This window comes from Actinophytocola oryzae, from assembly GCF_004364325.1.
GTDB lineage: Bacteria > Actinomycetota > Actinomycetes > Mycobacteriales > Pseudonocardiaceae > Actinophytocola > Actinophytocola oryzae.
Genome location: NZ_SOCP01000006.1, coordinates 462,883 through 474,661, shown reverse-complemented (window position 1 = coordinate 474,661; position 11,779 = coordinate 462,883). Strand labels below are relative to the sequence as shown.

Sequence of the window (11,779 nt, the reverse complement as noted above, 5' to 3'; positions counted from 1 at the left end):
GCCTGGCGCCGCGAACATCAGGCAGACGCACGACGACACCACTTCCAACGACGTCTCCGACTCCAAACCCTAATGATCTAGCCCTGTAGTACTAGCCCGGCAAGCTCACCATCGCGGTGGTCAGCTCCGCGCTGACCACCGCGGCGAAGTGGTTGCCGGGCACTACACGATCGTTCTCCGCAGGCGGCGATAGGTCGTCTCGCCCTTGCCGGGGCGGCTGTGGCCGTCCGGCCGCCAGCCGTGGGACTCGTAGAAGGACTGTGCGCGCTCGTTGTTGGACCACACCTCGAGCACGCCCACCGTCACCCCCGCTTCGCGCCACGCGTCGAGGCACGTCCTGTGGAGAGCCGTGCCGATGCCCTCGCGCCAGTGGTCGGGACGCACGTGGATCTGATAGAGCTGGCCCACCCACGGGCCGAGGTTGTCCATCGACGGGCCGGTCAGGGCCATCCCGACCACGTCGCCGTCGATCTCGGCGCACCACAGCCTTCGGTCGAAGCGGTCCAGCTTCTCGGTGTAGAACGCCCTCAGCTGTGCCGCCCGGCGGTCCAGTGCCGCCACGTCGACGTGGCCTTCGTAGTAGGTGTTCCGGGCGACGATGTGTACTTCCGCCGCCGCGGCCTTGTCGGTGGGCGTTGCCAGTCTTATCTCCACGTTCATCAGGACGGGGGACGGAGCCTGAGGTTGGGTGGGCTCGTGGGTGCGATCGACTTCCGCTCCTGGACCGGGTGGTCAGCCCAGCTGACGACCGTGTCGCGCCCCGCGTGTTTCGCCCGGTACATGGCCGTGTCCGCGGCGTGGATCAGGCCGTCCACGGTCGTGCCCGCCTCCGGGTAGGGCGCGACGCCGACGGACGCCGACAGGTGCCGGATCGTGTGGGACGTGTCGTCTATCGAGACCGGCACCTCCAGTTCCGCCACCGCGCGGCGGATGCGTTCGGCCACCTCCCTCGCGCCCTCGTCGGGAACCTGGGGCAGCAGCACCGCGAACTCCTCACCACCCCAGCGACCCACCGAGTCGTACGAGCGCAGCTGCTTGGTGACCGTCTCGGCCACCGTCCTCAGCACCGCGTCACCCGCCATGTGTCCGTAGGTGTCGTTCACCCGCTTGAAGCGGTCGAGGTCCACCATGAGCACCGCGAACGGCTCGTGGGTGTGCATCAGCTCGGCCGCCACCCGGACGCGCCACTCCTCCGCGGTGAGCAGGCCCGTCTTCGAGTCCTGTGACGCCTTCTCCTCCAGCTGGCGCATCAGGATGTTGCGGTGCAGCACCATCACCGGCAGCAGCATCAGCGCCACCAGTGCGGGCTGTGTTACCACGAGCACCGCCGCCGCACCGCCGAGGCTCAGGGTCGCGAGTTCCAGCGCGTTCTCCGACCTGGTACCGAGCGTCCTGCGCCACGGGCGCGTCGGGTGGTGCAGCTTGATGCCCACGGCCACAAGGCCGCCGTTGATCGTCGTGTACGCCAGCGCGGCCACCACGACCGCCAGCAGGACCCGGGCGCCCTGCCAGCTGTCGACCTGGACACTGTCCGCGCCGAGCAGTGTCAGTACCGGGTGGACGGAAACACACGCCAGCACGACGGTCGTCGCGGAGAACGCCACCCGGTAGGCCGAGCGGCGCTGCACCGACCACCACACGCGCAGCCACAGGTGCAGGTAGATGATCACCGTCAGCGCGACCGCCAGGAACGCGGGCAGCACCACGGCGCCACCGAACATCCACACCGACGTCATGCTGATGTGCGGGCCGTCGGCCAGGTAACGGCGGGCCTTCTCGGTGCTGAGCGACAGCTCGGTCTGCAGGCAGCCGACCACGAGCAGCGCACCGAAGCGGGCCAGGTCCTGCTCGGTCGGCACGCCGCCGGGGAAGAACGCCACCAGCCCGGCCGCGAGCGCCTCGATGCTGAGGTACAGCGGCACGACGCGGCGCGGTGCGCTCGCTAGGTCCCACTGTCCTGGCCGGAGAGCCCGCGGTCGGGCTGCGGTCATGCTCGTCGCTCCACGGTGTCGCGTCCCCCGACCCGGCGCGCTGAAGCTACCGGAATCCGGCCCGCACCATGGAGCTGGGCACCACAGTCAGCCCGTTCGGGTCAACGAGCGAGCGCTTCGGCGATCTCGTAGGTGTTGAGCGCCGCGCCCTTGCGGAGGTTGTCGCCGCACACGAAGAAGTCCAGTGTGTTCGGGAAGTCCAGCGCCTGGCGGATGCGGCCGACGTAGGTGGGGTCGCCGCCGACCACGTCCGCGGGCGTCGGGAAGACGTTGTCGGCCGGGTCGTCCATCAGGACCACCGACGGCTGGGCCTCGAACACCTCGCGCGCCTGCTCGACGGTCACCTCGGAGGCGAACGTGGCGTGCACGGCCAGGGAGTGGGTCGTGACCACGGGGACACGCACGCACGTCGCCGACACCCGCAGGTCCGGGATGCCCAGGATCTTGCGGGACTCGTTGCGGACCTTCAGCTCCTCGGAGTACCAGCCGTCGCCCTTGTACGAGCCCGCGGCGGGGACCACGTTCAGCGCGAGCGGCGCGGGGAAGGGCGAGTCCTCCAGCGGGAGCCTGGCCGCCTCGAGGGCCTCGCGCACGTCGCCCGCACGCACGCCGACGCCCTTGCCGACCACGGCGGCCAGCTCGGCGTAGAGGCGCTCGACGCCCGCGACACCGGCGCCAGAGACGGCCTGGTACGACGCGACGACCAGCTCACGCAGGTCGAACGTGCGGTGCAGCGCGCCGAGCGCGGCCATCATCGACAGGGTCGTGCAGTTCGGGTTGGCGATGATCCCGCGCGGCCGGTCGTGGATCCGGTCGAGGTTGCACTCGGGCACCACGAGCGGCACGTCGTCGTCCATGCGGAAGGCGCCGGAGTTGTCGACCACGACCGCGCCCCGCGAGGCGGCGATCGGCGCCCACTCGGCGGAGATCTCGTCGGGCACGTCGAACATCGCGATGTCCACGCCGTCGAACGCCTCCGGGGACAGCGCGACCACCGTGTGTTCGACACCTCTCACGGTCAGGTGACGCCCGGCCGAGCGCTGCGACGCGATCAGCCGCACCTCGCCCCACGGCCACTCCTGACGGCCGTTCATGATGTCGATCATCACGGTGCCGACCGCGCCGGTCGCACCGACCAGAGCCAGTGTTGGTGCCATCAACGACCACTCCCCGCATACACCTGGGCGACCTCTTCGCCGCCTAGCCCGAAGGCACTGTGGATGGCCTGTACGGCCTCGTCCAGTTGAGTGTCCCGGATGAGCACCGAGATCCGGATCTCCGAGGTATTGATGATCTCGATGTTGACGCCCGCCTTCGCGAGCGCCTCACAGAACGTGGCTGTGACACCCGGGTGGGACCTCATGCCGGCACCGACGAGTGAGACTTTGCCGACGTGGTCATCGTAGAGAACGGCGGTGAAGCCGAGGTCTTCCTTGATCTTCTCGAGCGACGCCACGGCCGTCGGGCCGTTGTCCTTCGACAGCGTGAACGTGATGTCCGTGCGCCCTGACACCGTGCTCGACACGTTCTGGAGCACCATGTCGATGTCGATCTCGGCGTCCGCGACCACGCGGAAGATCCTGGCCGCGACGCCCGCCTGGTCGGGCACGCCGGTCACGGTGACCTTGGCCTCGGAGCGGTCGTGCGCGACACCGGTGATCATGGCCTGTTCCACGGGAATGTCCTCCGTTGAGCCGCTGACGATGGTGCCCGGCTTGTTGGTGTACGACGAACGGACGTGGATGGTGACGCCGTAGCGGCGGGCGTACTCGACGCAGCGCAGCATCAGGACCTTCGCCCCGGACGCCGCCATCTCCAGCATCTCCTCGTAGGGGACGCGGTCGAGCCGCCGCGCGTTGGCGACGATGCGTGGGTCCGCGGTGTAGACGCCATCCACGTCCGTGTAGATCTCGCACACGTCGGCGTTCAGCGCGGCGGCCAGCGCGACCGCGGTGGTGTCCGAGCCGCCCCGGCCGAGCGTGGTGATGTCCTTGGTGTCCTGGCTCACGCCCTGGAAGCCGGCGACCAGGCAGATGTAGCCGTCGTCGAGGGCCTGCTGGACGCGGCTCGGCGTGACGTCGATGATGCGGGCGCGGCCGTGCGTGGAGTCGGTGATCACACCCGCCTGCGAGCCGGTGAACGACACGGCCGTCGCGCCGAGGGCGCTGATGGCCATCGCGACCAGGGAGTTGGAGATGCGCTCGCCCGCGGTGAGCAGCATGTCCATCTCGCGCTCGGGCGGCACCGGGTTGACCTGCTGGGCGAGGTCGAGCAGCTCGTCGGTGGTGTCCCCCATCGCCGAGCACACGACGACCACGTCGTTGCCGGCCTTGCGGGTCGCCACGATCCGCTCGGCCACCCGCTTGATCCGGTCCGCGTTCTCCAGCGATGAACCGCCGTACTTCTGGACCACGAGCGCCACTGGCAGCTACCTCCTCCGACGGCGATGACGATCGCTCCACAGGCTCTGCTCAGCGGCTCCCCACGGCTCTGCTCAGCGTCAGGGCGAGCGTAACCGAGTGGGCGAATCCTTTCCGTCGTGCGTGTGGCCCCCACCACGTGCGCGAACTACCGCCCTACTCTGTAGTGCGGGAACCGTGGGAGGGGATCGGGGTGTCGGCGACGGACGTGACACGTGCCGAGGTTGAGGACGCCTCGGCGGAGGTGGCCGCGAGCCACGACTCGGAGTGGACCGTCCGCAGGGTGGGCACCCTGCTGGCCCCCGCGCTGCTGTTCCTCGGCATCCGCGAGCTGGGCCTGCTGGTGCTGACCTGGATGGCGAGCCGCAACAGCCACTCGGTGACGGAGGCACTGCGGTCGTGGGACGGGCAGTGGTTCCTCGCCATCGCGGACGGCGGCTACGGCGGCGTGCCCGCCGGCCTGGTCGACGCGTTCGGGCAGCGCAGCGCGGAGACGCCGCTCGCGTTCTTCCCCGGCTACCCGACGGTCGTGCGCTGGTTCGCCGCGATCGACGGCTCCGGCGGGATCGGCCTGGTCACGTCCGCGTTGACTGTGACCGTCGTCTCCGGCGTCGTGTGCTCGTACGGCCTGGCCCGCCTGGGCACCACGATCCACGGCGGGTCACGGCGGGTCGGGCTGGTCCTCGTGGCCCTGTTCGCGGCCGCGCCGATGTCGATCGTGCTGTCGATGGCGTACTCGGAGGCCATGTTCTGCGCGTTCGCCGTGTGGTCGCTGGTCGGGGTGCTCGAGCGGCGGTGGGTGCTGGCCGGCGTGTGCTGCACGCTCGCGGGGCTCGTCCGGTCGACGGGAGCGGCGCTGGTGCTCGCGCTGTGCATCGCGGCGGCGCTGGCGATCTTCGCCCGCAGGGACGGCTGGCGGCCGTGGGTCGGCGGGCTGGTCGCGCCGGTCGGGCTGCTCGGCTACCTGATCTGGGTGGGGACGAGGACCGGCGAGTGGAACGGCTGGTTCGCGCTGCAGGAACGCGGCTGGGGCACGGGCTTCGACGGCGGCGCCGCGACGCTGCGGTTCTCGCTGGAGGCACTGAGCGACGCCAGGTCGGTGCTCGAGGTGGCCACCGTGGCGCTGATCGTGGTCGCCGTGGTCCTGCTGGTGCTCATGATCACGATGCGGGTGGAGTGGCCGCTGATCGTCTACGCGGCTGCCGTGCTGCTCATGGACCTGACCTCGAACGGGTTGATGAACTCGAAGGCGAGGCTGATGGTGCCCGCGTTCACGCTGCTCATCCCGATCGCCATCGGGTTGGCGCGGCGGCGGCGCTCCACCATGGTGGTCACGCTGTGCGGGCTCGCGGTCGCGAGTTCGTGGTTCGGGGCATACGCGCTGACGTCGTGGAGTTACGCGATCTGATGACTACTTCCAGGGATGCCGAGACCAGTGTGCCGATCCACCCGCTGATCGCGGCGCGGTGGAGCCCACGAGCGCTGGACCCCGACGGCAAGGTGACCGACGAGCAGCTGCGTGCCGTGCTCGAGGCGGCGAGGTGGGCGCCGTCGAACGGCAACACGCAGCCGGCCAGGTTCCTGGTCGGCAGGCGGGGAGACCCGGTGCACGAGCGGCTGTTCGACCTGCTGTCGAAGCGCAACCAGGGCTGGGCCCACCCGGCCGCGGTGCTGGTGCTGGCCTGCGCGGCGACGGAGAACGAGAAGGGCCGGGTGCCGATGCCGGAGTACGGGGTCGGGCTCGCGGCGGAGAACCTCGTGCTGCAGGCGGTGGCGGAGGGGCTCGTGGCCCACCAGATGGGCGGGTTCGACAAGGAGGGCGCGAAGCTCGTGTTCTCCCTGCCCGCCGATGTCGAGCCGCAGGTCGTGATCGCGCTCGGGGCCCTCGGCTCGCCGGACCTGCTCGACGAGGAGCGACGCGCGAAGGAGCTGGCTCCCCGCCGACGACTTTCGCTTGGTGAGATCGCGTTCGGCGGCGAGTGGGGCACCCCGGTGTTCTAGAGGCGCGCCACGACGTCCTGGAGGATCGCCCAGTTCTCGTCGTCGTTCAGGGTGCCCGTGTGGGGGCGGCTGAAGTCGTGTGCCACTTCGGCGAGGTCGTTGAGGTCCCAACCGATCCGGTACAGCTCCAGGAGGTCGGGTAGCGGCTGGACGCCCGTCGCGGCTTCGTAGGCGGCCAGGGTCTCGGGGGTTGCCAGGTGCCAGAGGTCGCGTTCTGGTGGGGCGATGAGGGCGGTGTCCCAGTCGATCAGGCGCCAGCCGCCGGCCGTGAGCATGGTGTTGCCCGGGTGGGGTTCGCCGTGGGTGAGCACCAGGCGGGAGGGGTCGACGGTCGCGGCCAGCTCCTGGTGGCGGGCTCGGAGGCGGGCGAGGGCCGGGGCGTGCTCCGCGAGGAGGCGGGCGGCCGGGCGGGAGTAGGGGCCCGCGTCGTCGATGGGTGCGGGGACGGGGGCGGTGAAGTCGTCGGTGAGGGCGTGCGCAGGGGGTGTGTGGTGGACGTCCACGACCATGTCGAGGGTCGCCTGGCGGTGGGCCGGGTCGCGGAAGTCGCCGAAGTCGAACGACTCGCCGTCGACGTACGGGTACAGCGTCACCGCGAAGTCACCCGTTCGTGCCAGCGGCTCGCCGGTCCGGGTGGGGACCGGGGCGATCGCGACCGGTACGTCCATTGCCGTGCGCAGTGCCGAGGACAGACGGGTGAAGTCGGGTGACTCGTCGACCGTGGCGAACCAGTCGGCGCCGACCTGCCAGTGGTGGCTGCCGAAGCCCAGTGCCCGGTAGGTGACCGAGTCGGCGGTGACACCCCAGTGGGTCGCCAGCGCGCTGACCAGGTCCGCTTCGGTGAAACCGTCGGGTGGGCTCAGCATTCGGGCACCGTAGACCCGGGGCTTCGGTGTTGTCCTGGCGACCAGGTCGGCCACTGGCGCTCGGTCGGTCGGTGCTCTTCCGGTTCGGCGCAGTCGAACCAGGCGAGGTGCATGTCGCCGAGGTGGGAATAACGCTCGGCCACGCGCGCGGCGGAGACCGTGTGGTGGGTGACGGAGCCGACTGGCAGGTAGAACAAGGCGTCCTCGCGTGCGGTGAACTCGAGGCCCCAGCCGAGGATCGGCGGGCCGTCCGGGGTGTGGTGGAGTCCGTACATCGTGAACATGCGCGGGCGGTCAAGCCAGGCCTGTGCGGTCAGAAGGGACAGACGGGTTCTGGTCTCGCACTCTTCGAGTGATGTCATGACATGACGCTGGCACGGTGCCGTTGTGGCAAGCAATGTGCTCGATCGTGTGATTGCCGCTGATCAGCCGGGTCGGGACGATGGTGTCATGGTCGACAATCCCCATCCCAGCGTTCGCTCTCGCCACCCCTGAGCAAGGTCGAGCTGACGAACCTGGTCGCCTCCCGGCGAGCGGGGCAGGCAGTGCTGGGCAACCGTGAACTCCAGTTCCTGGCGGTGATCGACGAGAGCGCCCTGCGGCGGCCTGTTGCGGAGAGTGGTGTTATGCGTCGTCAGTTGCGCCATCTGGTGGACTCGGGCGAGCGACCGAACATCACGGTTCGTGTCGTGCCCTTGCGGGTGGGGCAATACGCCGGGCAACGAGGACCGTTCGTCTGCCTCGACTTCGCCGAGGAGCCGAGCCTCGTGTACATCGAGAACCACCACTTCGGCATGTTCCTGGATGAGAAGGACGACATCGCCGCCTATCGCCTCGCGCTCGGCAATATCCTGAACCAGGCCCTTGAGCCGGCCGAGTCCGCCGAGTTGATCACGAACCTGGCCGGTGAGCACGAGTGACGGGAGGCGGCAGCATGGATGAGACACGGTGGCGCAAGAGCAGCCGCAGCAGTGACAACGCCAACTGCGTGGAGGTGGCGTTCCCCGGGCCGGCAGTGGCGGTTCGCGATTCCAAGAACACCAGCGGTCCCTTCCTCGCCTTTCCAGCGAAGACCTGGTCCGCCTTCCTCGGCAGCCGGTAGCCGCCGCGCCTACGCGCCGTAGACCGGGATCTCCTCGGGGGTCTTCGTGATCAGGTCCGCCACTGCCGCGCCGATCTCGGTCACGGGCCAGCGGCTTCCCCGGTCCACCGACGGGCCTCGGTGGTGGCCCGTCACCACGCCGATCCTGCCGCCCTCCACCTCGAACACCCTGCCCGTCACGGCGGCGGACTCCTCGCTGCCCAGCCACACCACCAGCGGCGCGACGTCCTCCGGGCCTGCGAGGTCGGGGAACAGCTCCTCCGTCATGCGGGTGCGCGCGGACGGGGCGATCGCGTTGACCGTCACGCCGTAGCGGGCCAACTCCGCCGACGCCACCAGGGTCAACCCCAGGATGCCTGCCTTCGCGGCCGAGTAGTTCGCCTGGCCCACGCTGCCGAACAGGCCCGCACCCGAGCTGGTGTTGATGATCCGGCCGGACACCTGCTCACCCGCCTTCGACCGTGCCCGCCAGTGTTCCGCCGCGTGCCGCATGGTCAGGAAGTGGGCCTTCAGGTGCACGCGCACCACGTCGTCCCACTCCTGCTCGCTCGTCGACACCAGCATGCGGTCACGCACGATGCCGGCGTTGTTGACCAACACGTCCAGCCGACCATGGTCGGCCACAGCCTTGTCCACCAACGACTTCGCGCCGTCCCACGTGGACACGTCCTCGCCGTGGTCGCCACCGTCGACGTCGTTCACGAGGACGTGCGCGCCCTGGCGGCGGAACTCCTCCGCGTGTGCGGCGCCGATGCCCCGCGCGCCCCCGGTGATCACGACTACCCGGCCTTCGCAGATCACTTCGGTACCTCCGCGTTCGACGCCGACAGGAACGCGGGGCGTTCGCCACCGCCGTGGACGGTCAGTGTGCTGCCGGTGACGTACGCGGCGGCCGGCGACGCCAGGTACAGGCACGCCTCCCCCACGTCCGCCGGGGTTGCCATGCGGCCCATGGGAATCGTCTCGCCGACGGCCGCCACGCCTGCCTCGTCGCCGTAGTGCACCTGCGACAGCTCCGTGTCGACCGGGCCGACGACCACCGTGTTGACCCGCACCTTCGGCGCCCACTCCACCGCCAGCGACGTCGCCAGGTTCGCCAGGCCGGCCTTCGCCGCGCCGTAGGCCGCCGTCCCGGGTGACGGGCGGGTGCCGGACACGCTGCCGATCATGACGATCGCGCCGCCCGAATCCTGTTGCTGCATCACGGTGTTCGCCCGCTGCGACACGTGGAGTGGCGCCAGCAGGTTCAGCTCGACGATCTTCTGGTGCAGGCGCGGCGACGCCGAGGCCGCCAGCGCGGGTGGGGCGCCACCGGCGTTGTTGACCACCACGTCCAGTCGGCCGTACTCGGCCACGACGGTCTCGATCAATGTGTCCACCTGGGACGGATCGCGGACGTCCGCGCGGACGTAACGGAACTCGCTGTCCACTTCGGACCTACCGCACGTCACCACCTGTGCGCCCGCCTTAGCAAAAGCGTGGACTATGCCCAGACCCACACCCCGCGTGCCGCCCGTGACCAGAACGACTTCCCCGTTCACGCCGCAAGCTCCGTTCACAGACGTTCCAGGATGGTCACGTTCGCCTGGCCGCCGCCTTCGCACATGGTCTGCAAGCCGTACCGGCCGCCCGTGCGCTCGAGGTTGCCGAGCAGCGTGGTCATGAGCCGTGCGCCGGTCGCGCCGAGTGGGTGGCCCAGCGCTATCGCCCCACCCGTCGGGTTCACGACGGCCGGATCCGCACCCGTCTCCCGCAGCCACGCCAGCACGACGCTCGCGAACGCCTCGTTGATCTCCACCAGCGAGATGTCCGAAACAGACAGTCCGGCGCGGTCGAGTGCGTACTCCGTCGCCGCGATGGGTGCGTCCAGCATGACCACCGGGTCCCCGCCGCGCGCCGACAGGTGGTGGATCCGCGCCCTCGGCGTGAGGCCGTGCTCCCGGAGCACCCGTTCGGACACCACCAGCAACGCCGCGGCTCCGTCGGAGATCTGGCTGGCCAGGGCCGCGGTGAGCCTGCCGTCCGGCGTCAACGTCTTCAGCCCGGCCATCTTCTCCAGCGTCGTGTCCCGGCGCGGGCACTCGTCGTCCGACACCTCGCCAACGGGCGCGATCTCCCCTGCGAACCAGCCGGCGTCGACGGCGGCCAGCGCCCGCGAGTGGCTCCGCAGCGCGAAGTCCTCCATCTCGGCGCGGGTGATGCCCCACTTCGCCGCGATCATCTCCGCGCCGCGGAACTGCGAGATCTCCTGGTCGCCGTAGCGGGCACGCCATCCCCGGGACGTCGAGAAGGGGTCCGGGAACCCGTGCTCGCGGCCGGCGAGCATGGCGGCCGAGATGGGGATCGCGCTCATGTTCTGCACGCCGCCCGCCACCACGACGTCGGCCGTGCCGGACATGACCGCCTGCGCCGCGAAGTGCACCGCCTGCTGCGACGACCCGCACTGCCGGTCGACGGTCACCCCGGGCACCTCCGACGGCAGCCCGGCCGCGAGCCAGCACGTGCGTGCGACATCCCCCGCCTGCGGGCCGATCGTGTCGACGCAGCCGAAGATCACGTCGTCGACCAGTGCGGGCTCCAGGGGGACTCGCTCGAACAACGCGCGCAGCACGTGTGCGCCGAGGTCAGCGGGGTGCACGGCGGAGAGACCGCCGCCACGCCGGCCTACCGGTGTGCGGACCGCGTCGACGATGAAGGCGTCAGCCACAGTGCTAGGCTACCAAGCTAGCGCTTGGGTGCGGGAGACGAAAATGACGGAATCGCGTGGCAAGCCCTCCGAGCGGCGGGCCGACCTGGTGCGGATCGCCGCCGAGCTGTTCGCGGAGCGGGGCTACCGGGCCACCACGGTCCGCCACATCGGCGACGCCGCAGGCGTGCTGTCCGGCAGCCTCTACCACCACTTCGACTCCAAGGAGACGATCCTCGACGAGCTGCTCTCCAGCTACCTGGACGACCTGCTGGAGACCTACCGCGAGATCGCGGGTGGCGAGCCGGTCGAGGCGCTGCGCGGCCTGGTCACCGAGGCGTTCCGGTCGCTCGGCGAGCACCGCGCGGCCATCACCGTGCTGCAGAACGAGCGCGGCTTCCTGCGCACGCTCCCCCGCTTCGGCTACCTCACGAAGGCCGAGGAGGAGGTCCGGCGCATCTGGATCACTGTGCTGCGCGACGGGATCGAGGCACGCAGCTTCCGGGGCGATCTCGACCCCGAGGTCACCTACCGCTTCCTGCGTGACTCGGTCTGGGTCGCGGTGCGCTGGTTCCGCCAAGACGGCCGGCTGACCGAGGAACAACTCGCCGACCAGTACCTGCGCCTCATTCTCGAAGGCATCACAAACAGGTAACGACGACAACCGTCGACCTCCTTTCGGGACTCTCGTAGTCAGAGGCATCTCGAACTGG

14 protein-coding genes are annotated in these 11,779 nt (G+C 69.9%); 5 read left to right on the top strand and 9 right to left on the bottom strand.

The window, feature by feature from the left end:
• Positions 1-162: 162 nt before the first annotated feature.
• The 4 genes from CLV71_RS20130 to CLV71_RS20115 form a co-directional block, all read right to left on the bottom strand.
• Positions 163-654, bottom strand: coding sequence for a GNAT family N-acetyltransferase (locus tag CLV71_RS20130; protein ID WP_166664171.1), 492 nt, complete (start codon positions 652-654; stop codon positions 163-165).
• A 5-nt stretch (positions 655-659) separates the two neighbouring features.
• Complete coding sequence (locus CLV71_RS20125) at positions 660-1,991, bottom strand: GGDEF domain-containing protein (protein ID WP_133904310.1); 1,332 nt, start codon at positions 1,989-1,991, stop codon at positions 660-662.
• 101 nt (positions 1,992-2,092) lie between these two features.
• On the bottom strand, positions 2,093-3,148 hold the full coding sequence (locus CLV71_RS20120) for an aspartate-semialdehyde dehydrogenase (RefSeq protein ID WP_133904309.1): 1,056 nt from the start codon (positions 3,146-3,148) through the stop codon (positions 2,093-2,095).
• On the bottom strand, positions 3,148-4,413 hold the full coding sequence (locus tag CLV71_RS20115; protein WP_133904308.1) for an aspartate kinase: 1,266 nt from the start codon (positions 4,411-4,413) through the stop codon (positions 3,148-3,150). Before CLV71_RS20115 ends, CLV71_RS20120 begins: the two co-directional genes overlap by 1 nt.
• A 164-nt stretch (positions 4,414-4,577) precedes the next feature.
• Here CLV71_RS20115 and CLV71_RS20110 point away from each other — a divergent pair, with 164 nt between their 5' ends.
• Complete coding sequence (locus CLV71_RS20110; protein ID WP_243866589.1) at positions 4,578-5,819, top strand: hypothetical protein; 1,242 nt, start codon at positions 4,578-4,580, stop codon at positions 5,817-5,819.
• Positions 5,819-6,412 (top strand): nitroreductase family protein, encoded by a 594-nt coding sequence (locus CLV71_RS20105; protein ID WP_133904307.1) that lies wholly within the window; start codon positions 5,819-5,821, stop codon positions 6,410-6,412. Before CLV71_RS20110 ends, CLV71_RS20105 begins: the two co-directional genes overlap by 1 nt.
• Here CLV71_RS20105 and CLV71_RS20100 read toward each other — a convergent pair.
• Both CLV71_RS20100 and CLV71_RS20095 read right to left on the bottom strand, forming a co-directional pair.
• Entirely contained in the window at positions 6,409-7,278 is an 870-nt protein-coding gene (locus CLV71_RS20100) for a phosphotransferase enzyme family protein (protein WP_133904306.1), read from the bottom strand. The genes CLV71_RS20105 and CLV71_RS20100 overlap by 4 nt on opposite strands.
• Positions 7,272-7,640: a hypothetical protein gene (locus tag CLV71_RS20095; RefSeq protein WP_133904305.1), complete on the bottom strand. Its 369-nt coding sequence runs from the start codon at positions 7,638-7,640 to the stop codon at positions 7,272-7,274. Before CLV71_RS20095 ends, CLV71_RS20100 begins: the two co-directional genes overlap by 7 nt.
• Before the next feature lie 129 nt (positions 7,641-7,769).
• On the opposite strand from CLV71_RS20095, the gene CLV71_RS20090 reads away from it, so the two are divergent.
• Together CLV71_RS20090 and CLV71_RS20085 are read left to right on the top strand one after the other, a co-directional pair.
• Positions 7,770-8,198, top strand: a complete 429-nt coding sequence (locus CLV71_RS20090) for a DUF5753 domain-containing protein (RefSeq protein WP_279588746.1) — start codon at positions 7,770-7,772, stop codon at positions 8,196-8,198.
• A gap of 14 nt (positions 8,199-8,212) precedes the next feature.
• Positions 8,213-8,380 carry a DUF397 domain-containing protein gene (locus tag CLV71_RS20085; RefSeq protein ID WP_133904303.1) on the top strand — a complete coding sequence of 56 codons (168 nt, stop codon included), beginning with the start codon at positions 8,213-8,215 and terminating at the stop codon, positions 8,378-8,380.
• Positions 8,381-8,389: 9 nt separating this feature from the next.
• On the opposite strand, the gene CLV71_RS20080 is transcribed toward CLV71_RS20085, so the two are convergent.
• From CLV71_RS20080 to CLV71_RS20070, 3 genes are read right to left on the bottom strand one after another with little or no spacing between them, the layout of a single operon-like run.
• The gene (locus CLV71_RS20080) at positions 8,390-9,178 is read right to left on the bottom strand and encodes an SDR family NAD(P)-dependent oxidoreductase (RefSeq protein WP_133904374.1); all 789 of its coding nucleotides are present in this window, start codon (positions 9,176-9,178) and stop codon (positions 8,390-8,392) included.
• Positions 9,178-9,939: an SDR family oxidoreductase gene (locus tag CLV71_RS47775; RefSeq protein ID WP_208297628.1), complete on the bottom strand. Its 762-nt coding sequence runs from the start codon at positions 9,937-9,939 to the stop codon at positions 9,178-9,180. Before CLV71_RS47775 ends, CLV71_RS20080 begins: the two co-directional genes overlap by 1 nt.
• Positions 9,936-11,087 carry an acetyl-CoA C-acetyltransferase gene (locus CLV71_RS20070; protein WP_133904302.1) on the bottom strand — a complete coding sequence of 384 codons (1,152 nt, stop codon included), beginning with the start codon at positions 11,085-11,087 and terminating at the stop codon, positions 9,936-9,938. Before CLV71_RS20070 ends, CLV71_RS47775 begins: the two co-directional genes overlap by 4 nt.
• Positions 11,088-11,130: 43 nt before the next feature.
• Between CLV71_RS20070 and CLV71_RS20065 the strand changes: the two genes are divergently transcribed.
• A complete protein-coding gene (locus tag CLV71_RS20065; RefSeq protein ID WP_208297627.1) occupies positions 11,131-11,721 on the top strand; it encodes a TetR/AcrR family transcriptional regulator in 591 nt (196 codons plus the stop codon).
• Positions 11,722-11,779 lie beyond the last annotated feature (58 nt).

Bases quoted from the DNA above. Each gene is read 5' to 3' on its own strand.
- CLV71_RS20125 (WP_133904310.1), bottom strand. From the start codon at position 1,991: ATGACCGCAGCCCGACCGCGGGCTCTCCGGCCAGGACAGTGGGACCTA.
- CLV71_RS20120 (WP_133904309.1), bottom strand. From the start codon at position 3,148: ATGGCACCAACACTGGCTCTGGTCGGTGCGACCGGCGCGGTCGGCACC.
- CLV71_RS20105 (WP_133904307.1), top strand. From the start codon at position 5,819: ATGACTACTTCCAGGGATGCCGAGACCAGTGTGCCGATCCACCCGCTG.
- CLV71_RS20100 (WP_133904306.1), bottom strand. From the start codon at position 7,278: ATGCTGAGCCCACCCGACGGTTTCACCGAAGCGGACCTGGTCAGCGCG.
- CLV71_RS20095 (WP_133904305.1), bottom strand. From the start codon at position 7,640: ATGACATCACTCGAAGAGTGCGAGACCAGAACCCGTCTGTCCCTTCTG.
- CLV71_RS20085 (WP_133904303.1), top strand. From the start codon at position 8,213: ATGGATGAGACACGGTGGCGCAAGAGCAGCCGCAGCAGTGACAACGCC.
- CLV71_RS20065 (WP_208297627.1), top strand. From the start codon at position 11,131: ATGACGGAATCGCGTGGCAAGCCCTCCGAGCGGCGGGCCGACCTGGTG.